General features: G+C 72.9%; 18 protein-coding genes. 1 reads left to right on the top strand and 17 read right to left on the bottom strand.

Annotated features, from left to right (window positions below):
• Window positions 1-271 precede the first annotated feature (271 nt).
• Window positions 272-892, top strand: a complete 621-nt coding sequence (locus AC6JBM_RS14000; protein WP_497984041.1) for a helix-turn-helix domain-containing protein — start codon at window positions 272-274, stop codon at window positions 890-892.
• 16 nt (window positions 893-908) lie between these two features.
• Here AC6JBM_RS14000 and AC6JBM_RS13995 read toward each other — a convergent pair whose 3' ends face one another.
• The 17 genes from AC6JBM_RS13995 to AC6JBM_RS13915 form a co-directional block, all read right to left on the bottom strand.
• On the bottom strand, window positions 909-1,967 hold the full coding sequence (locus tag AC6JBM_RS13995) for an alpha/beta hydrolase (RefSeq protein WP_497984040.1): 1,059 nt from the start codon (window positions 1,965-1,967) through the stop codon (window positions 909-911).
• The gene (locus tag AC6JBM_RS13990) at window positions 1,964-2,983 is read right to left on the bottom strand and encodes an LLM class flavin-dependent oxidoreductase (protein WP_497984039.1); all 1,020 of its coding nucleotides are present in this window, start codon (window positions 2,981-2,983) and stop codon (window positions 1,964-1,966) included. Before AC6JBM_RS13990 ends, AC6JBM_RS13995 begins: the two co-directional genes overlap by 4 nt.
• Window positions 2,980-3,303 (bottom strand): TIGR04076 family protein, encoded by a 324-nt coding sequence (locus tag AC6JBM_RS13985; protein ID WP_497984038.1) that lies wholly within the window; start codon window positions 3,301-3,303, stop codon window positions 2,980-2,982. The genes AC6JBM_RS13990 and AC6JBM_RS13985 overlap by 4 nt, the downstream gene beginning before the upstream one ends.
• A gap of 3 nt (window positions 3,304-3,306) precedes the next feature.
• Window positions 3,307-4,281, bottom strand: coding sequence for an NADPH:quinone oxidoreductase family protein (locus tag AC6JBM_RS13980; protein WP_497984037.1), 975 nt, complete (start codon window positions 4,279-4,281; stop codon window positions 3,307-3,309).
• Window positions 4,278-4,658: a nuclear transport factor 2 family protein gene (locus AC6JBM_RS13975; RefSeq protein WP_497984036.1), complete on the bottom strand. Its 381-nt coding sequence runs from the start codon at window positions 4,656-4,658 to the stop codon at window positions 4,278-4,280. The genes AC6JBM_RS13980 and AC6JBM_RS13975 overlap by 4 nt, the downstream gene beginning before the upstream one ends.
• Window positions 4,655-5,872: an amidohydrolase family protein gene (locus tag AC6JBM_RS13970; protein WP_497984035.1), complete on the bottom strand. Its 1,218-nt coding sequence runs from the start codon at window positions 5,870-5,872 to the stop codon at window positions 4,655-4,657. The genes AC6JBM_RS13975 and AC6JBM_RS13970 overlap by 4 nt, the downstream gene beginning before the upstream one ends.
• Window positions 5,869-7,527 (bottom strand): hydantoinase B/oxoprolinase family protein, encoded by a 1,659-nt coding sequence (locus AC6JBM_RS13965; protein WP_497984034.1) that lies wholly within the window; start codon window positions 7,525-7,527, stop codon window positions 5,869-5,871. The genes AC6JBM_RS13970 and AC6JBM_RS13965 overlap by 4 nt, the downstream gene beginning before the upstream one ends.
• A complete protein-coding gene (locus AC6JBM_RS13960; RefSeq protein ID WP_497984033.1) occupies window positions 7,520-9,184 on the bottom strand; it encodes a hydantoinase B/oxoprolinase family protein in 1,665 nt (554 codons plus the stop codon). The genes AC6JBM_RS13965 and AC6JBM_RS13960 overlap by 8 nt, the downstream gene beginning before the upstream one ends.
• Window positions 9,181-11,217 carry a hydantoinase/oxoprolinase family protein gene (locus AC6JBM_RS13955; protein WP_497984032.1) on the bottom strand — a complete coding sequence of 679 codons (2,037 nt, stop codon included), beginning with the start codon at window positions 11,215-11,217 and terminating at the stop codon, window positions 9,181-9,183. The genes AC6JBM_RS13960 and AC6JBM_RS13955 overlap by 4 nt, the downstream gene beginning before the upstream one ends.
• Entirely contained in the window at window positions 11,214-13,118 is a 1,905-nt protein-coding gene (locus AC6JBM_RS13950) for a dipeptide ABC transporter ATP-binding protein (protein WP_497984031.1), read from the bottom strand. Before AC6JBM_RS13950 ends, AC6JBM_RS13955 begins: the two co-directional genes overlap by 4 nt.
• A gap of 10 nt (window positions 13,119-13,128) precedes the next feature.
• Complete coding sequence (locus AC6JBM_RS13945; protein ID WP_497984030.1) at window positions 13,129-13,986, bottom strand: ABC transporter permease; 858 nt, start codon at window positions 13,984-13,986, stop codon at window positions 13,129-13,131.
• Window positions 13,986-14,996 (bottom strand): ABC transporter permease, encoded by a 1,011-nt coding sequence (locus AC6JBM_RS13940; protein ID WP_497984029.1) that lies wholly within the window; start codon window positions 14,994-14,996, stop codon window positions 13,986-13,988. The genes AC6JBM_RS13945 and AC6JBM_RS13940 overlap by 1 nt, the downstream gene beginning before the upstream one ends.
• Window positions 14,997-16,631, bottom strand: a complete 1,635-nt coding sequence (locus tag AC6JBM_RS13935) for an ABC transporter substrate-binding protein (protein ID WP_497984028.1) — start codon at window positions 16,629-16,631, stop codon at window positions 14,997-14,999.
• A 242-nt stretch (window positions 16,632-16,873) separates the two neighbouring features.
• Window positions 16,874-17,866: an amidohydrolase family protein gene (locus tag AC6JBM_RS13930; protein ID WP_497984027.1), complete on the bottom strand. Its 993-nt coding sequence runs from the start codon at window positions 17,864-17,866 to the stop codon at window positions 16,874-16,876.
• A complete protein-coding gene (locus tag AC6JBM_RS13925) occupies window positions 17,863-18,381 on the bottom strand; it encodes a 3-hydroxyanthranilate 3,4-dioxygenase (RefSeq protein WP_497984026.1) in 519 nt (172 codons plus the stop codon). Before AC6JBM_RS13925 ends, AC6JBM_RS13930 begins: the two co-directional genes overlap by 4 nt.
• Complete coding sequence (locus AC6JBM_RS13920) at window positions 18,374-18,787, bottom strand: RidA family protein (protein WP_350611345.1); 414 nt, start codon at window positions 18,785-18,787, stop codon at window positions 18,374-18,376. The genes AC6JBM_RS13925 and AC6JBM_RS13920 overlap by 8 nt, the downstream gene beginning before the upstream one ends.
• Complete coding sequence (locus AC6JBM_RS13915) at window positions 18,787-19,509, bottom strand: 2-keto-4-pentenoate hydratase (protein ID WP_497984025.1); 723 nt, start codon at window positions 19,507-19,509, stop codon at window positions 18,787-18,789. Before AC6JBM_RS13915 ends, AC6JBM_RS13920 begins: the two co-directional genes overlap by 1 nt.
• Window positions 19,510-19,569: the final 60 nt, after the last annotated feature.

Raw genomic sequence — 19,569 nt, 5'->3', positions numbered from 1 at the left:
CGATTGGCGCAGCAAGTTTCCGTGAGTGTGCACGGCGGCGAGCATCCGGTGCTCGCCGCCGACGAGACCCGACGAAATACCACAGTGGACATCCGGCGCGGAGGGTAGCGAAGCTTGATGCCAGCGCCCCGGCAGGCCCGTTCGGAGTCCGGATGTACGTAAGAACACCCCGAACTGTGGCACGGACGACCGCGAATCGGGGACTTTCGGGGGTCCTCACCGCCGGACCAAGTTCGATAGGATCGAACAAGTTTCGGCAGGAGGTTCGAAGGTGCGCACGACGGCAAGGCAGGACCGCGTCGAGAACAACGGGCAGGCGCTGGTCGGGGCGCGGATGCGCCAGTTCCGCAAGGAGCGCGGCCTGACGCTGCGGGGCCTCGCCACCCAGTCCGGCCTGTCCATCGGGTTCCTCTCCCAGGTCGAGCGGGGCATCTCGGCGATCGGACTGACCGCCCTCAACGGCGTGGCCGCGGCGCTGGACCGCCCGGTCTCCGAGTTCTTCCACGCCGACGATCAGGCGGCACCCCCGCAGGTGCCGGTCGACGACCTGCCGGAGCATTTCACGTTGATGCGCGCCCAGAACGGCGCGACCGAGTACGTGTCCGGCCAGACCACCTACCGCATGCTCTCCGACCGCGGCCCGCACCTGGTGCTCGAGCCGATGGTCGTGCACATCGCCCCCGGCGGGCGCCGCGAGGAGGCCTACGGTCACGCCGGCGAGGAGTTCGCCTACGTGGTGTCGGGCGAGCTGCTCTACGAGGTCGACGGCATCGAGCACCGGCTCTTCCCCGGCGACAGCCTGCACCTGCGCTCCAGCACCCCGCACCGGCTCTACAACGACACCGACGAGGTCACCACCGTGGTCTCGGTGGTGACCCCTCGCCTGTTCTGATGATCGTTGTTCACTCTCACATCAAAATTTCGTTGACCGCGTCCATCGTCGCCGCCCAGGCCGGTGTGCGCGGGTCGATCACGTCGAAGTGGTCGGCGGGCAGCTCCAGCCGGACCACCCGGTCGCCGGCCGCCAGCGCGGCCCGGGCATAGCGGCGGGACATGTCGACGAGATCCAGGCCGTCGCCACGGCCCTGGACCACGACCACCGGCACGCCCAGCGGCAGCCGCAGCAGCGGGTCCGCCGCCGCCAGCGCGGCCTCGTCGCCGCGCAGCGCCGCGGCGACCGCGCCGGTACCGATCCCGCGCCGCTCGCCCTCGGCCAGGTCGAGCACGCCCGCCTGCGACACAACCACCGACACCGCACTGGGCGCGTCGGCCGCCGCCCGCACCGCGAGCTGCCCGCCGGCCGAGTGACCGAACAGCACCAGCCGCGACGGATCGACCCGCGGGTCGGCGGCGTCCGCGAACGCGAGGCCCGCGGCGACGTCCGCGGTCGTCGCCGGCCAGCCGTGGCGGTCCGGACGCCGGTACTCGAGGTTCCAGGCGGCGAATCCGCGGTCGGCCAGATCGATCGCCATCGCGTCCATGAGGTCGGCGCCCCAGACCGACCGCCAGAAGCCGCCGTGCAGCAGCACCGCGACGGGTGCCGGCCCGGTGCCGGCGGGCAGCCGCAGCTCGCCCCACTGCTCCGGGCCGGGCCCGTAGGCGATCCGCCGGGCCGGGCGCCGCAGCCGGTGCACCGCCCGCCGCACGGCCCAGGTGACGCCCCAGATCTCACGGCCCTGGTAATGCTCCGACCCGGGCGCGACGGGTTGCGGCCCGGTCGCGGTGAGGTCGAGCCACACGGTCCGAGCGCAGTGGGCGCCCGGCGCCGTCATCAGCCGCCGGGCCGGTGCCGTTGGCCCGGGCAGCGCGACGACGGCGCCGGTCGTCTCCCCCAACGCCGGCGCGAGGTCGTGTGCCTCGCGGACGGCGCCGTCCACCCCGAGCCCGGCGAACTCGGCCTCGGCCAGCTCGCGCACCAGATCGAGGTCGGCGACCAGGCCCGGACCCACGATCACGTCGACGTTCATGCCGCCTCCCGGCGCAGCAGGGGCAGCACCGCGCCGCCGAGCAGGTCCACGCCGCCCTCGTCGGTCAGCCCGTGCGGCGTGCCGAACTCCACCCGCCCGACGCCGGCGTCGATCAACGCCTGCGCCTGCGCGGCGACCTGCTCCGGCGTGCCGGAGAACGCGAAGAGGTCGAGCACGTCGTCCGGCACGAGCCGGCCGGCGGCCTCGTCCTCACCCTGGTCGACCAGGTCGGCGACGCGACGCACGAGATCCGCCGGTACGCCCGCGGTCGGGTCGAGCTCGGCGACGACCGCGAGGTACATCGCGACCTCGGTGCGGGCCTTGGCCCGGGCGGCGGCCCCGTCGCGGTCGACCACGGTCACCGCGCCGAGCACGATCCGCACCTCGTCTACCGACCGGCCGGCCGGTTCGGCGCCCGCCCGCAGCCGCTCGCGCACGACGCCGACCATCGCCGGGTTGGCGCTGCCGCCCACCTTGATCTCGGACGCGATCCGGCCGGCGAGCGCCGCGCCCTGCGGGCCCCAGGCGCCGATCAGCAGCGGCGGATCGGGTCGCTGCACCGGATAGCGCAGGGCGGCGCCCGGCGCGAGCTGGAACACCCGGCCGTCGAAGCCGTCGGTCCGGCCGCCGAGGAGGCGGTAGACGACCTCGGCCGCCTCGCCGAGCGCGGCGATCGGCCGGCGCTGGTCGATCCCGACCGCGCCGAGCCAGGTGCCACGGGCCAGCCCGAGGTAGGCGCGGCCGGCCGATGCGAGGTCGAGCGCGGCGACCTGCCCGGCGATCTCGTAGGGCGCCATGGAGTACGGGTTGAGGCAGGCGGCGCCGAGCCGGACCCGGGAGGTGGCGCCGGCCATCTCCAGCAGCGGGAAGATCGGCGGCTGGAACATGAGGTCGCCGAAGACCGTCAGCACGTCGAAGCCGTGCGCCTCGGCCGCCCGGGCGAGGCGGGCGTAGTCGCCGGGCCGCTTGTCGCTCTGGATGCCCAGCCCGACCTCGACCCGCGCCTGGGCACTCACGTGAGATCCGCCGACCGCATCCCGCGCAGGCGGGTGCGCTCGACCCGCATCACCAGGCGCTCCTCCGGATCGGGGCAGCAGAACAGGGTGTCGCGCTCCAGCCAGTCACCGGCCGGCAGCGCGCGCTGCTTGGCCGCCAGGAACGGCAGGACGGCCGCCAGGGCGTACACGCAGAAGTGCTTGCCGTCGGGCAGCCGCAGATGGGCGCTGCGCTCCAGCTCGAAGCAGTCACCGACCGCCATCCCGCAGACCGAGCGGCCCTCGATGCGCTCGACGGTGACTCTGAGGTCGTAGATCTCCATGTCGTTGTCCTGGGACATGCCTCACCCTCCGATGCGGACGACGATCTTGCCGGTGGTACGCCCGGCCGCCAGGTCCTGCAGCGCCGCCGGCGCCCCCTCCAGCGGCTCGACCCGGTTGACCGGCGGCCGGACGGCGCCCGAGGCGCACAGCGCGAACAGCGCCGCGTATGCGGCGGCGACCTCGTCGGGCCGGCGCCACGGGTAGGCCGAGCCCCACGACAGGCCGACGAGGGTGGCGTTGCGGGCGACGAGGCGCATCGGGTCGACGGCGGGTGGCGGCCCGGCCGCGGCGCCGACGGCGACGAGGCGCCCCTCGAAGGCGAGGCAGTCCAGCGAGCGGGCGAACACGTCCCCGCCGACGGGGTCGATCACGACGTCGGCCCCGGCGCCGCCGGTGGCGGCGTCGACGGCCCGGACGAAGTCCTCGGTGTGGTAGTCGATCGCGACGGCGGCGCCGTTGGCGCGGCACGCCTCGGTCTTCGCCGGGCCGCCGGCGGTGCAGATCACCCGCGCGCCGCGGGCGACCGCGAGCTGGGTGGCCGCGATCCCGACCCCGCCGGCCCCGGCGTGCACCAGCACGGTGTCCCCTGCGGACACTCCGGCGCGCTCCAGGCTGAACCACGCGGTCTGGTACGTCACCGGGATGCCCGCGGCGATCACCGGGTCGAGCGCGGCGGGCCGCGGCACGAGCAGGCCGGCGTCGATGGTGACGGTCTCGCCGAGGGCGCCGTGCGGCAGCGCCGGGCACCCGATCACCGCGCGGCCGGCGTCGGGCCCGGTCAGGACCTGCCCGCTGAACTCGACCCCGGGGGTGACCGGAGGGTCCGGCCGCACCGGGTACGTCCCGCGGCACAGCATCACGTCGAGGAAGTTGAGGCCGACCGCCTCGACCGCGACGGTGACCAGGCCCTGGCCCGGCTCCGGGTCGTCCGGCACGTCGGCGACGGCGAGCACGTCGAGCGGCTCGCCGTCGCGGTGGGCGACGAGGCGTTTCACGGCCGCACCAGCTCGGCGTGGTGGTGGACGATCAGCCAGCCGTCGCCGGTGCGGCGCAGCACGTCGGTGACGCGGGTGACGGACGCGTCGTCCTCGCCGCGGCAGTGCAGCTCGTAGCGGGCCACGCCGACGTCGCCCCACACGTCGATGCGCTTCGCGCGGGCGACCATCTCGGCCAGCACCGGACGCCGGCCGGCGGCGTCGCGGGTGTCGCGGTACTCGTCCAGCTCGGCCCGGGTGCGCAGCGGCCCCGGCAGGTGCGTCTCCCAGGTGGTGACATCCGCGTCGAGGTGGGCGTCGAAGCGGGCCCGGTCGCCGGCGAGGAACGCGGCATACATGTCGTCGATCGCGGCGGCGATCTCCACACCGGCGGTCACGGCCGCACCCCGGCCCGGTCGTCGCGCACCACGGCGCCCCCCTTCATCACCCATCGCACGCCGCGGAACGCCGAGGTGTCCGCGGCCGGGTCCCGGTCCATCGCGATCAGGTCGGCCAGCTTGCCCGGCTCGACCGTGCCCAGGTCCTGCTCGGCCCGCAGCCAGCGCACCGGCCCGAGCGTGCCGGCGTAGAGCGCCCGCTGCGGCCCGACGACGGCCGACATGTGCTCCAGCTCGCGGACGGTCGCGTTGGTGCCCTCGAACGGCCAGAACGGCGGCATGTCGCTGCCCAGCAGCACCTCCACCCCGGCGTCGACGGCGAGCTCGTAGCTCTTGAGGTGCCGCTCGCCCGCGCCCAGCGACCGCCGCTGCATCCACTCCGGGACGCCCAGCTCGTCGAAGAACGCCTTGCACCGGGTGACGAGCAGGGTCGGCACGAGGGCGGTGCCGCGCTCGGCCATGAGTGCGGCCAGTTCCGCGGTCAGCTCGTAGCCGTGCTCGACACAGTCGAGGCCCAGTTCGACCGCCTCCGTGATGACCGGCGCCGGGCCGGCGTGGGCCGTGACCCGCCGCCCCCAGTCGTGCGCGGTCTTCAGGACCGCCGCCAGCTCGTCGGGGTGCAGCTGGCGGGTGTCGATCGACTCGTGCTGGCCGGCGATGCCGCCGGAGATCATCACCTTGATCAGGTCCGCGCCGGCCTTGACCTGCTCGCGTACCCCGCGCCGGAACCCGTCGGCGCCGTCGCACTCGAGGGTGTCGCTGCTCTCGTGGCCGTGCCCGCCGGTGCACACCAGGGCGCGGCCGGCGGTGAAGATCCGCGGTCCGGGCGTGCGGCCGGCCTCGATCGAGCGGCGCAGCGCGAAGTCGGCATGGTCCTTCTCGGCGACGCAGCGGACCGTCGTCACTCCACAGTGGAGGGTACGGCGGGCGCCGTCGGCCATGTAGAGCGCGAGCTCGTGCGGGCCCATCTGCTTGAGCCGGTCACCGGCGGCGCCCGGCAGGGTGAGCGACAGGTGGGTGTGCATGTTGGCCAGGCCCGGGGTGATCCAGGCGCCGTCGAGGTCGATGCGGGTCGCGTCGCCGCCGGCCTCGGCCAGCACCCGCTCGCGGGGGCCGACGGCGGCGATCCGCTCGCCGACCACCCAGACGGCGGCGTCCTCGACCGGCTCGATCCGCGCGTCGACGACCGTGCAGTTCTCCAGCAGCAGGCTCATGGTTCTACTCCGTAGATCGTGCGGGCGGCGTCGGCGGAGACGTAGCCGTCGGCCACGTCCTCGCGGACCGCGTCCGGATGGCGCAGGGCGGGGTCACCGTGTCCCCCGCCGCCGGCGGTCAGCACCGTCACCCGGTCGCCGGCCGCGACGGTCGTGCGCCTGGTGCTCACGGCGCGCTCCCGCGCGGTGCCGGGGAAGATCACGACGCGGTTGGCCTCGGGGGCCGCGCCGCCGTCGATCGCCCACGGCCGGGACTTCGTCTTCTTGATCACCGACAGGAACTCGCCCGGGGTCACGAACCGGATGTCCCGGCGCAGCCCCGGTCCGCCGCGGAACCGGCCGGCCCCGCCCGAGTCGGTGCGGATCTCCATCCGCTCGAAGAACATGCCGGTCTTCGCCTCGAGCACCTCGACCGGCGTGATCCGGGCCTGGGTCTGACACGGGTGGTTGGCCGGCCCGATGCCGTCGTGACCGGGCGTCCCGCCCCAGCCGACCGGCTCGTTGTTGGACACCGCGAACAGCGCGCGGGTGTCGGGGTGGACGCCGACCATCATGAACCCGGGCACGTCACCGCCCGACGAGGCCGGCAGCCGGCCGCCCATGCCCTGCGCCAGCGCCTTGTAGATCAGCTCCAGCGCGACGGTGCCGGTCCATTGGGTGAACGTCGCGGCCGGGTAGACGGCGTGGAAGAGCGTGCCCGGCTCGGCCCGGACGACCAGCGGCGCGAAGTGGCCCGCGTTCGTCTGCTCGGTCGGCGTGGTGATCGCCTTGAACGCCACCCGGCACGTGGCGATCGTCGCGCCGAGGGGCAGGTTGACCGGGCCCGGCACGGCCGGCGACGAGCCGGCGAAGTCGACGGTGAACGTGCCGCCGGCGATCGTCACGGTGACCCGCATCAGGATCGGGTCGTCGGTGATCCCGTCGTCGTCGAGCCAGTCCTCGGCCGTCCACGAGCCCTGTGGCAGGGCGTCGACGGCCTCCCGGGCGGACGCCTCGGCGGCGGCGACGACGGCGTCGACCACCGCGTCCACGGTTTCCCGGCCATAGGTGGCGAACAGCTCGGCGACCCGCCGCTCGCCGGTGCGCAGGCACGCCACCTGGGCGTGCAGGTCGCCGAGCACCGCGTCGGGCATGCGCGAGTTGAAGCGGATCAGCTCGAGGATCTCCCGGACCGGCTCGCCGCCCGCGAACACGCGGGTGCCCGGGAACAGCAGACCCTCCTGGTGTACGTCGGTGGAGTCGAGCACGTAGCCGGGGTCCTTGGCGCCGAGGTCCATCCAGTGGGCCCGGACGCAGAGAAAGGCCACGAGCGCGTCGTCGACGAACACGGGCGCGAACAGCGTCGCGTCGTAGGCGTGCGCGGCGTTCCAGTACGGGTAGTTGAGCAGCACGATGTCGCCCGGCCGCAGCGTGTCCCGGCCGACGTACTCCACACCCTTGCGGATCGAGTAGTCGTTGGCGCCGAGGAAGCGCGACAGCCCCGTCGACTCGGCGACCAGGCGCAGGCCGGCGTCGTAGATCGAGATACCGAAGTCGTGGACCTCGTAGATGACCGGGTTGAACGCGGTGCGTACGAGCGCGGCGCGCATCTCCTCGGCCGCGGCCACGAGGTAGCTGCGCACCACCTCGGCGGTGGCGCCGTCGACCTCAGGCATCCTCCACCCCGTAGACCTCGCGGGCCTGCTCCGGCGACACGTACCCCTCGGCCACGTCCTCGCGCACCAGGTCCGGGTCGCGCTCGCGCGGTTCGCCGTGCCCGCCGCCCCCGGCGGTCAGCAGCGTGACCCGGTCACCGACGGCGACGGCGGTGCGCTTCGTGCTGACCGCCTGCTCCCGGTCGGTACCCGGGAAGATGATCACCCGGTTCGGCTCCGGGGACCGCCCGCCGGACAGCGCCCACGGCCGGGCCTTGGTCTTCTTGATGACCGACAGGAACTCCCCCGGCGTGACGAACCGGATGTCCCGGCGCAGGCCCGCCCCGCCCCGGAACCGGCCGGCCCCGCCAGAGTCGGTGCGGATCTCCATCCGCTCGAAGAACATCCCGGTCCTCGCCTCCAGCACCTCGATCGGCGTGATCCGCCCGGTGCTGCCCGAGACGTGGGTGGCGGCGTTCATGCCATCGTGGTGCGGCGTGCCGCCCCAGCCGACGGGCTCGTTGTTGGAGACGGCGAACAGCGCGCCGGTGTCGGGGTGGATGCCAACCATCATGAACCCGGGCACGTCGCCGCCCGAGGAGGCCGGCAGCCGGTCGGGCATGCCCTGCGCCAGCGCCTTGAGGATCAGCTCGACCGCGACGATGCCGGTCCACAGCGTGAACGTCGGCTGCGGGTACACGGCGTGAAACAGCGTCCCCGGCTCAGCCTTCACCACCAGCGGCGCGACGGTGCCGGCGTTGGAGGGCTGGTCCGCCGAGGTCAGCGACTTGAGGATGACCTTGCAGATCGCCTCGGTCGCACCGTAGGGCATGTTGACCGGCCCGGCCACGGCCGGCGACGACCCGGCGAAGTCGACCGTGAACGTGTCATCGGCGATCGTGACGGTCACCTTCATCTGGATCGGCTCGTCGGTGATGCCGTCGTTGTCGAGCAGGTCCTCGGCGGTCCAGGAGCCCTGCGGCAGCGCGGCCAGGGCCGAGCGGGTGCGGGCGGCGCCGTCGGCGATCATCCGCTCGACCGTCGCCTCGACGGTCGGCCGGCCGAACTTCTCGACGATCTCCAGCAGGCGGCGCTCGCCGGTGCGCAGCGCGGCGATCTGGGCGTGCAGGTCGCCCATCACCTCGTCGGGCATGCGCGAGTTGAACCGGATCAGCTCGTGGATCTCGCGGACCGGCTCGCCGCGCGACACGACCTTGGTGCCCGGGAACAGAATGCCTTCCTGGTGTACGTCGGTGGAGTCGAGCACGTAGCCGGGGTCCTTGGCGCCGAGGTCCATCCAGTGCGCCCGGACGCACAGGAAGCCCAGCAGCGGCCCGCCGGGCTCGAACACCGGGGCGAACAGCGTCGCGTCGTAGGCGTGCGCGGCGTTCCAGTACGGGTAGTTGAGCAGCACGACGTCGCCCGGGTGCAGGTTCTCCCGGCCGACGTACTCCACGCCCTTGCGCAGCGAGAAGTCGTTGGCGCCGAGGAAGAACGTCAGCCCGGTCGCCTCGGCCACCAGGCGCAGGTCGGCGTCGTACAGCGAGAGCCCGAAGTCGTGGACCTCGTAGATGACCGGGTTGAACGAGGTGCGGATGAGCGTCGCGCGCATCTCCTCGGCCGCGGCGAGCAGGTAGGAGCGCACGACCTCGGCGGTGGCACCGTCCAACTGGGTCATGCCGCACGCACCAGGAGGTAGCCGTGCTCGTCGACCGACACCCGCTGGCCCGAGGGGACCACCGTCGTCGAGGTGCCCTCGTCAACCAGCGCCGGGCCGTCGAACGCGTCGCCCGGCGCGAGCAGGGCCCGGTCGTAGACGTCGAACGGCACGACCGCGCGGGCGCCGAAGTCGAATGCGTCCCGGCGTCCGAGCAGGGCCCGGGCGGGGTTGCCGTCGCCCGGCGGCGGCTCGACCAGCGTCGGGCTCGCCGTGCGGCCCACCGCGCGCAGCCGCAGGTTCAGGATCTGCAGGCGGTTGGCCATCGCGTGGCCGTACCGGGCGGTGTGCAGCTCCTGGAAGGCGGCCCGCACGGCTTCGGCGTCGAGGGTGTCGCGACCGATCGTGACCGTGAGGCTGTGCTCCTGCCCGAGGTAGCGCAGCTCCAGCTGCCGCTGCAGGACCGCCAGCTGCGCGGGCACGCCTTGCGCGCTCAGCGACGCCAGCGCCTCGGCCTCGACCTCGGCGAAGGTCGCCTCGACCGCGGACGGCTCGACCTCGTCGAGCGGCGTCATCAGCGTACGGCTGAAGTTGTCCTCGATATCGGCGCTGAGCATGCCCCACGCCGAGAAGCCCGACGGCGCGAACGGCACGACGACCTCCGCGATGCCCATCTCCCGGGCGAGCAGCGGCGCCAGCAGCGGCCCGGCGCCGCCGAAGGCGAGCAGCGAGAACTGCCGCGGGTCCCGGCCGCGCTCCACGGTGATCTGGCGGACCGCGCCGACGGTGCGCGCGAGCAGCACGTCGAAGATGCCCGCGGCCGCCGCCTCGACCGGCAGCCCGAGCGGCCCGGCCACCTGCTCGTCGAGGGCCTTGCGGGCCGCGTCGGCCTGCAGTCCCATCTCACCGCCGAGGAACCGGTCGGGGTCGACGTAGCCGAGCGCGACGGCCGCGTCGGTGACCGTCGGGCGGGTGCCGCCGCGGCCGTAGCAGACCGGGCCGGGGTCGGCGCCCGCGCTCTGCGGGCCGACCTTGAGCAGGCCCCGGTCGAGCCAGGCGATCGAGCCGCCGCCCGCGCCGATGGTGCGGATGTCGTACGTCGGGATCAGCAGCGGGAAGTGCTCCAGCTGCGCCTCGTGGGCGGCCACCGCACTGCCCTGCTCGATGACGCAGGCGTCGAGCGACGTGCCCCCGATGTCGAAGGTGAGGAGGCTGTCGCGGCCCAGCGCGCCGGCGAGGTAGGCGGCGCCGACGATGCCGCCGGCAGGTCCGCTCAGGACGGTGTGGGTCGGCGAGCGCTTGGCCGCCTCGCTGGTCATCGAGCCGCCGCCGGAGCGCATGATGAGGAAGCGCCCGGCGAAGCCGCCGTCGGCCAGCCCCCGCTCCAGCTCGTCGACGTAGCGCTCGAAGATCGGGCGGATGTACGCCTCCAGCACGGTGGTGCTGGTGCGCTCGTACTCGCGGTACTCCCGCGCGATGTCGGTCGACAGGGAGAGGCTGACGTCGGGGTACCGCTCGCGGATGAGGGCCGCCGCGGCGCGCTCGTGCGACGGGTCGAGGAACGCGTGCAGGAAGCAGATGGCGATCGACCGCACGCCCTGCACCTCGACCAGCTCGCGGGCGGCGGCCAGCACCGAGCCGGCGTCGAGCTCCTCGACCACGCGGCCCTTGTAGTCCAGCCGCCCCCGCACCCCGGCCGTGTGCCGGCGCTTCACCAGGCTCGCCGGGCGCTCGTACTGGAAGTCGTACATGTGGTCGGACGGCACGTTGCCACGCCCGATCAGGAACACGTCCCGGAAGCCCTCGTTGGTGATGATGCCGGTCGCCGCGCCGCGGCGCTCCAGCACCGCGTTGAGGCCCAGCGTGGTGCCGTGGATGAACAGCTCCACATCGGACAGATCCGTGCCGAGCGCGGCCACCGCGGCGAGCACGCCGTCGGCCGGGCGGGCCGGGGTCGTCGACGCCTTGCGGAACCGTACCTCGTTGGTCCGGGTGTCCAGCTCCATCGCGTCGACGAACGTACCGCCGATGTCGACGGCCAGCCTGAGGCTCACAGCAACTCCCCAATCTCCGGCACCCGCCAGCAGGCGGCCCGGCTCTCCCCGTACTGCTGCAACTGCTGGTCCTCGCCGCGGCACCGGTCGGTGACGAACGGGCACCGGGCCGCGAGCGCGCACCCGGTCGCCGCGTCGGCCTCCTCCAGGTCGCGGACCAGGGCCACACCGCGCGACAGCAACGCCCGCGTGTAGGGGTGCCGCGGCCGCGTGAAGACCTCCTCGACCGGCCCCTCCTCGACGATCCGGCCGAGGTAGAGCACGACGACCCGGTCGGCGAACCCGCGGACGGTGGCGAGGTCGTGCGAGATGAACACCGAGCCGTGCGAGCGGTCGGCGGTGAAGTCGGAGGCGACCTCGTCGATCACCGCGAGGATCTGCGCCTGCACGGTCACGTCCAGCGCCGACGTCGGCTCGTCGAAGACGATCAGGTCCGGCTCGGCGACGAGCGCGCGGGCGATGCCGACCCGCTGCGCCTGCCCTCCGCTGAGCTCGTGCGGCCGGCGGGCGAGGATCGAGCGGTCCAGCTCCATCCGGTCGAGCACGGCGGCCGCCCGGGCGGCCCGCTCCGCGGCCGGGATGCCGAGCGCGCGCAGCGGTTCGCCGATCGCGTCCTCGACGCTGCGGCGCGGGCTGAGCGAGCCGATCGGGTCCTGGAAGACCAGCGCGCTGCGGGCGGCCGTGACGCGGCCGCCGGTCGGCTTGGCGAGCCCCACGATGAGCCGGGCGAGGGTGGACTTGCCGCACCCGCTCTCGCCGACGACGCCGATCCGCTCGCCCTTGGCGACGGTGAGGCTGACCCCGCGCAGCGCGTGGTGGCCGCCACGGCCGAACCGGCTCTTGTAGACCACGTGCGCGTCGTCCACGACGAGCACGGGCTCGGCATCCGCGGTCGTCGCGGCCCGCCGCGCGGGCGCGCCGACCGTGACGTCGGTCGCCTGCCCCGCCTCGACGGCGTCGTGCAGCGGGTGGAAGCAGGCCGCTGTCCACTGCCGGCCCTGCTCCGTCAGCCGCGGACGGGAGGCCCGGCAGTCGTCCTCGGCGTGCGCGCAGCGCGGCGCGAAGGGGCACGCGGCCGGCGCCTCGCGCAGCAGCGGCATCGCGCCGGGCGTCACCACCACGGGCCGGCCGTCGAGGTCCGGCACCGAACGCAGCAGCGCCCGGGTGTACGGGTGCGCCGGGGCGGTCAGCACCTGGCGGGCGGGGCCGGTCTCGGCGACGGTGCCGGCGTAGAGGACCACGATGCGGTCGCACACGGCCGCGATCGCGTTGATGTCGTGGGAGATCAGCAGCACGCCGCGGCCGTCGGTGTCGGCGGCGTGGCGGAACTGGCGCAGGATCTCGGCGGTCAGCGTGACGTCGAGGCCCGTGGTCGGCTCGTCGGCGATGAGCAGGCGCGGCGCACACCCGGTGGCGAGCGAGATCATCACCCGCTGGGCCATACCGCCGGAGAGCTCGTGCGGGTAGGCGCCGAGGCGGCGGCGGGCGCTGCGGATGCCGACGGCTTCGAACAGCTCCAGCGCCGACTCGCTGGCCCGCTCGCCGTCCATGTCCTGATGGGTCCGGAGCCGGTCGACCAGCTGCCGGCCCGCGGTGCGGGTCGGGCTGAGCGCGCCGCGCGGGTTCTGGAAGCACATCGCCGCGCCGTGGCCGCGGTGGTGGGCCAGCCGCTCGGCGGACATGGTCAGCACGTCGACGCCGTCGAAGCCGACCCGGCCGGTCGCCACCGTGCCGGTCGGCAGCATGCCGACGATCGCCCGGCCGACCATGCTCTTGCCGCCGCCGCTCTCCCCGACCAGCCCGACGACCTCGCCGGCGTCGACGGTGAACGAGACGTTGCTGAGCGCGGCGACGCGGCCGCCGATGACGACGGAGAGGTTGTCGATCGAAAGCAGGCTCACGTGCGGCTCCTCACCGTCGGACCCGGTCGGCGCGCTCCTGCAGACCCTCGCCGAGGAGGCTGAAGCCCAGGACGCAGACGAGCAGTGCGATGCCGGGCGGCACCGAGGTCCACCACCGGCCGGCCACCACGTCGCCGGTGCCGAGGCTGATCATGGCGCCCCACTCGGCGTCGGGCACCGGGATGCCCAGGCCGAGGAACGACAGGCCGGCCAGGGTGAGCATCGCCCAGCCGCAGTTGAGCGGGGCGATCACCCGCACCGGTGTGAGGCTGTTGGGCAGCACGTGCCGCCACAGCAGCCCGATCGTCGAGGCGCCGGAGGTACGCGCGGCGTCGACATAGGTCAGGTCGCGGATCGTGCGGACCTCGGCGCGCACGAGGCGGGCGTAGGCGGGCGCGTTCACCAGCGCGATCGCGACGGTCAGGTTGAGCGGCCCGCTGCCCAGCAGGGCGGCGACGGCGAGCGCGAGGATGAACGTGGGGAACGCCTGGAAGATGTCGGTGAGGCGCATCAGGACGTCGTCGAGCCAGCCGCCGAAGTAGCCGGCGACGACGCCGAGGATGCTGCCCAGCACGACGGCGATCGCCACCGCGGCGATGGCGATGCCGAGGTCGACGCGGCCCGCGTACAGCAGCCGGCTCCACACGTCCATGCCGTTGACGTCGGTGCCGAACAGGTGCGCGCCGCCGGGCTCGGCCAGGGTGGGGCCGGCCCCGTCGATCTCGTTCGGCCCCCACGACGTGAGCAGCGGGCCGAGCAGCACGGCGAGGGCGACGACGGCCAGGATGCCGGCGCCGGTGGCCACCAGGACGGTGCCGAAGCGGCCCTCGCGGCCCTCCCGGCGGCGGCCGGTGCGCAGCAACGACATCAGATCCTCACCCTCGGGTCGAGCATGGCGTGCACGACGTCGGCGATCAGGAACACCACCACGTAGCAGAGCGCGATCACCAGCACCGACGCCTGCACCACCGGGTAGTCGCGGTAGAGCAGGCCGCGCAGCGCCCACTGGCCGAAGCCCTGCCAGGAGTAGACGTACTCGATGAGCACCGTCGAACCGATCGCGAAGCCGAAGACGAGGGCGGCCAGCGACGGCAGGCGCACCAGGGCCGCCCGCACCAGGTAACCGCGGCGCAGCACCCGTCCGGGCAGCCCGTGGGCCTCGGCCGCCGCGTAGGGCTCGGAGCGCAGTACCTCCAGCGCCGACGCGCGCACGCTGCGCAGCAGCGGGGCCACGATCACGATGACGAGCGTGAGCACCGGCAGCGCCAGGTGCCACAGCGCCGACGTCAGCGCCGGCATGTTGCCGGTCAGCAGGGCGTCGAGCGCGTCGGCGCCGGTGATCGGGGTGAGGTCGGTGTCCGGGTCGACGCGGCCGCTGGGCGCCGGGAACCAGCCCAGCCCCGCATAGCCGACGAGGATCAGCACCAGGCCCAGCCAGAACTCCGGCATCGAGTTGCCGACCAGCGCGAGCACCCGGATGCCGTGGTCGCCGGCCCGGTTCGCGTGCCGGGCCGACCACAGGCCCACGACGGTGGCGATCACCACGGCGACCGCCACCGCCAGCACGACCAGCTCCATCGTGGGGCCGATCCGCAGCGCCATCTCACCGCCGACCGACTGTCCACTCTGGATGGACGTGCCGAAGTCCCCGGTGACCAGGCCGCCGAGGTAGTCGGTGAACTGCCGCCACAGCGGCCGGTCGAGGCCGAATCGGGCCCGCGCCGCCGCCTCGTCGGCGGCGGTCGCGTTGGGCCCGAGAATGGTCCGGATCGGGTCACCGGGCAGCACCCGGACCAGCAGGAATGTCAGCACGACCACCCCGAGCAGGACCGGAATGAGCTGGAGCAGCCGGCGGGCGACGAACCGGAGGACGCGCATCTACGCCGACGCCCCCAGGTAGCGCAGGCGGGCCAGGCCGTCCATCGGCTGCACCCAGCCGGCCACCGACTTGCGCACCGGCAGGTTGAAGTTGGGCTGGCAGATCACCACCCACGGCACGTCCTCGGCCATGACGTCCTGCACCTGCGCCCAGAGCTGGTTGCGCGCGCCGGTGTCGACGGTCGTGTGCGACTGCTGGTAGATCTGCTCGATCTTCGGGTTGGTGTAGTTGGAGTAGTTGAGGTTGGCGCCCTGCACGAAGCTCGTCGCCAGCATGTACTCCACGTCGTTGACCCACAGCTGGCCCGAGGTGATCTGCAGCGGGATGTTCTTCTTCCCGCGCCGGTCGGCGAGCGTCGCCGGGTCGAGCGGCGTCAGCTTGAGCTCGATGCCGGCCTTGCGGGCCTCGCTCTGCACGAGCACGGCGAGCTGCTGCTGTTCGTCGTTGTCGGCCTGGAAGACCAGCTCCGAGGCGATCGAGCTCTTGCCCGACGCGGCGAGCGCCGCCTTGGCCTTGTCGATGTCGTACGTGTACGGGTACCCCTTCTCGGAGTATCCCGGCATGTCCAGCGGCACGACGCTCTTCGTCGGCCGGGCGTCGCCGCCGTAGACGTTCTTGATGATCTGCTCGTACGGCGTGGCGTAGGCCAGCGCCTTGCGCACGTTGACGTCGTCGAACGGCGCGGTGGTCGTCGACATCTGGATGGCGATCTGCGAGTTGCTGGCCGCGGACAGCACGGTGATGCCGGAGGCGCTCTTGAGGTCCTTGATGTCGCGCGGGCTCGCGCCGAGCGCGATGTCGATGTCCCCGGCCTGCAGCTGCAGCCGCTGGTTGGCCGCGGCCGGCACGACGGAGATGCGGATCGTCTTGGTCTTGGCCCGGTCCGGGCCCGGGTAGGCGTCGTTCGCGGTGAGCTCGATCTCCTGGCCCTGGGTGGCCTTGGTGACGTTGAAGTAGCCGCCGGTGGGCGGGTTCTTGGCGAACCACTCCTTGGCCCACGGGTCCGCGTCGGTCGCGTGCTTCTTCGCCTCGACCGAGTCGAAGACGTAGAGCGAGATGGCCTGGATCTGCCTGGTCAGCGCGCTCGGGAACTCCTGGTGGAACTCGACCGTGTAGTCGTCGACCACGACGACCTGCTCGGGCTTGGTGAGGCCGATGGTGCGGTAGATGCCGGCGACGTTGGCCTTGGCGGCGAACGCCCGGTCCTTCGACCATTTCACGTCGGCGGCCTTGAGCTCGTTGCCGCTGGGGAACTTGAAGCCCTTGCGGAGCTTGAGCGTCCACACCTTCTTCTCGGCGTCCGGCTCGAAGGACTCGGCGAACGTCGGCATGATGTTCTCGGTGTCGAGGATCCGGCTGCCACCGGCGGTCTTCACGCCGTAGTCGATCATGTATGGGAAGACGTTCTTGTACAGCATCAGCGCGGTCAGGTCGAAGCCGACGAAGTCCTGGTCCCAGCTGCTGAGGTAGCTGGACACCGCGATCTTCAGGGTCGACGACTTGGCGCCGCCGGAGGACGACGACGAAGGGTTGTTCTTGCTGCCGCTCGCGCAGGCACCGGTGGCGAGCAGGAGCGCGCCCACGCCGCCGAGCTGGAGTACGGAGCGGCGGGAGAGAAGGGGAGAGTCTGCCATGTTCACTCCTCTGTTGGCCCGACCTGCTCGATGTTCTATCAGGCATGAGTTCAGTGAACAAGATGCGTCCTGCAGTGAACAGGAAAGATCCAGCTCACGGCGGCACTGTCCGACCGTACGGAGGATGCTTCGGATCAGGTTTGTTCACAGGATTTCACAAGCGCGAAACCGCTGTCTGAGCACGCGAAAAAACAAGCCGGGCCGTGCGACGTCGTCACACGGCCCGGCTTGTTCAGGGGCGGTCAGCGTCCGAGGAACCGCAGTGCGTTGACGCCCAGCAGCTTCGCGCGCTGGGCCTCGCTCAGGTAGCCGGCCCGGTCGACCACCGCACCGACCGGGCGCTCGCCCAGAGGGTAGGGATAGTCGCTGCCGAGCATGACCCGGTCCTCCCCCAGCGTCTCGACCAGCAGCCGCAGGGCGGCCGGGTCGAAGACGACGGAGTCGACCGAGAAGCGGTCCAGGTAGTGCGACGGCGGGTGCGCCGAGCGGCCCCGGACCACGTCGCCGCGGCGGAGCCAGGCGTTCTCGGCCCGGCCGAGCCAGAAGGCGAAGCTGCCGCCGCCGTGCGCGAAACAGATCCGCAGCGACGGCGGTACCGCGTCGAACACGCCCCCGAGGATCATCGCCAGGATCGACAGGTGCGTCTCCGCGGGCATGCCGGTCAGCCAGCGGGCCATCCACCGGTCCAGCCGCGGACCGCCCGGCATGTCCCACGGGTGCACGAACACCGGCGCGCCGACCGACGCGCAGTGCTGCAGGAACGACACCACGCCCGGGTCGTCGAGGTCACGGTCGCCGACGTGGTTGCCGATCTCGACCCCGGCGTGCCCGGCGGCCAGGCAGCGGTCGAGCTCCGCGCAGGCCGCGTCCGGGTCCTGCAGCGGCACCTGGCAGAACGGCACGAAGCGCCCCCCGCCCTCGGCGGCCAGCTTCAGCGTGAGGTCGTTGAAGATCCGGGCGACCTTGACCGCCTGGCCGGCCGGGCGGTCGTAGGAGAAGAACACCGGCGTCGGGGAGATCACCTGCAGATCGACGCCGTCGGTGTCCATGTCCGCCAGGCGCGTCGAGGCGTCCCAGGCCGACGGGCCGATCGGGCGGAACTCGGTGTCACCCACCATGATCATCGCCGCGCGTTCGGAGTCGACACGCAGCCACGGCCACCCGGTCCCGCCGCACTCCGCCGCGAGGTCCGGCCAGCCACGGGGCACCAGGTGGGCGTGGACGTCGGCCCTCATCCCTTACCCGGATGCACGGTGCCGCACTGCCCGCACGTGCGCGCCTGCTCGTCCTCGTAGAACGCCTGGAACACCGGTGGCAGGTCGACCACGATGTCGCGCACCTGCAGCTCGACCTCGTGCACCCGGTTGCCGCACGACGGGCAGTACCACTGGAACTTCTCCAGGGTCCCCTCCTGGCGCACCCGCTCCACCACGATGCCGATCGAGCCGGCCTCGCGCTGCGGCGAGTGGGGCATGTTGCCGGGCAGCAGCCACATCCCGCCCTCATTGATGTGTACCGTGTCGGGGCCGTCGGGCGTGATGACGTTGAGGTGCATGTTGCCCTTGATCTGGTAGAAGAACTCCTCGTACGGGTCCACGTGGAAGTCGGTGCGCTGGTTGGGCCCGCCGACGACCATGACGATGAAGTCCGACCCGGCCGGGAAGACCTGCTTGTTGCCGACCGGCGGCTTGAGCAGGTGCTGGTTCTCGGCGAGCCAGTCGGGGAAGTTCACCGGCGACATGTCAGTCATCTCCACCTCCACGGGGGATCAGCGCAACGGCCTGGATCTCGATCAGCAGGTGCGGGTGCGGCAGCTGGTGCACTGCCACGGTGGTGCGGGCCGGCCCGGTCTCGTCGAAGAACTCGCCGTAGACCTCGTTGTAGCCGCCGAAGTCGTTCATGTTGACCAGGTAGGTGGTCACCTGGACCACGTCGGCGAGCGAGGCGCCGACCGCGGCCAGGATGCCGTCGATGTTGCGCAGCACGGCCCGGGTCTGCTCGCGGATGTCGAGGCTTGTCGTGCCCATCGCGTCCACCGACGCCCCGGCGATGCTGTTGTCGGGCCGGCGCGACGACGTGCCGGAGACGAACGCGAAACCGCCCGCGACCTTCACGTGCGGGAACCGGCCGCGCGGCCGCGCCGCGCCGTCGACGATCACGGCAGCGCCCGCAGGGAGGCGGTGCCCAGGCCCTCGACGACCGCGCGCACGTGCGCACCGGGCGCCAGGGGCACGGCCGCCGTCGCCGCGCCGGCGAGCAGCACCCACCCGTCCTGCAGTGCCACCCCCGCCGAGGAGGCCAGCGCGGCCGCGGCCGTGAGGGCCCGGCGGGGATCGCCCAGGATGGCGGCCGTGGATCCGATCTGAGCGACCCGCCCGTCGACCTCCAGCAGCACGCCCAGATTGGCAAGGCCCGCCGGCAGCGGCTGCCAGGCACCGATGACGAACCCGGCCGCCGAGGTGTTGTCGGCGATCACGTCGGGCAGCGCGAACTTGAAGTCGGCGTAGCGGGAGTCGATCAGCTCCAGCGCGGGCGCGACGGCGGTGGCCACGCCGGTCGCGTCGAGGCGGAACGCGACCTCGGGCTCGACCCGGGGGTGGATGTACCGGCCGGCGTCGACCGTGCCGCCGTCGTCGATCCGCATCGCGTCGGTGAGCCGGCCCCAGATCACCTGGTCGACGCCGACCTGTGCCATCTTGGCTCGGCTCGTGAGGCCCAGCTTGAGGCCCACGAGCCGCTCGCCGCGGCTCACCCGCCGCGCCACGAGCGCCTCCTGGATATGGTACGCCTCGCCGGCGTCGGCGCCGCTCTGCGAGACCACCTGGGGGATCGCCGTGCGGGTCCGCTCGGCCTCATCGAGCCGCTCGGCCAGGCTCATGCCGACACCTCCGCAAGCTCCGGCGCCGGACTGAGCCCACCCTGCGCTTGCCCGATCGCG

The sequence above is a fragment of the Dactylosporangium thailandense genome (assembly GCF_059739745.1).
The sequence above is the reverse complement of the archived record's forward strand: the minus strand, read 5'-3'. Positions and strand labels throughout refer to the sequence as shown.

Excerpts from the sequence above, each read along its gene's own strand:
- AC6JBM_RS13995 (WP_497984040.1), bottom strand. The coding sequence starts at position 1,967 with ATGAACGTCGACGTGATCGTGGGTCCGGGCCTGGTCGCCGACCTCGAT.
- AC6JBM_RS13970 (WP_497984035.1), bottom strand. The coding sequence starts at position 5,872 with ATGAGCCTGCTGCTGGAGAACTGCACGGTCGTCGACGCGCGGATCGAG.
- AC6JBM_RS13915 (WP_497984025.1), bottom strand. The coding sequence starts at position 19,509 with ATGAGCCTGGCCGAGCGGCTCGATGAGGCCGAGCGGACCCGCACGGCG.
- AC6JBM_RS13985 (WP_497984038.1), bottom strand. The coding sequence starts at position 3,303 with ATGTCCCAGGACAACGACATGGAGATCTACGACCTCAGAGTCACCGTC.
- AC6JBM_RS13940 (WP_497984029.1), bottom strand. The coding sequence starts at position 14,996 with ATGCGCGTCCTCCGGTTCGTCGCCCGCCGGCTGCTCCAGCTCATTCCG.
- AC6JBM_RS13935 (WP_497984028.1), bottom strand. The coding sequence starts at position 16,631 with ATGGCAGACTCTCCCCTTCTCTCCCGCCGCTCCGTACTCCAGCTCGGC.
- AC6JBM_RS13960 (WP_497984033.1), bottom strand. The coding sequence starts at position 9,184 with ATGACCCAGTTGGACGGTGCCACCGCCGAGGTCGTGCGCTCCTACCTG.
- AC6JBM_RS13965 (WP_497984034.1), bottom strand. The coding sequence starts at position 7,527 with ATGCCTGAGGTCGACGGCGCCACCGCCGAGGTGGTGCGCAGCTACCTC.
- AC6JBM_RS13930 (WP_497984027.1), bottom strand. The coding sequence starts at position 17,866 with ATGAGGGCCGACGTCCACGCCCACCTGGTGCCCCGTGGCTGGCCGGAC.
- AC6JBM_RS13925 (WP_497984026.1), bottom strand. The coding sequence starts at position 18,381 with ATGACTGACATGTCGCCGGTGAACTTCCCCGACTGGCTCGCCGAGAAC.
- AC6JBM_RS13945 (WP_497984030.1), bottom strand. The coding sequence starts at position 13,986 with ATGTCGTTGCTGCGCACCGGCCGCCGCCGGGAGGGCCGCGAGGGCCGC.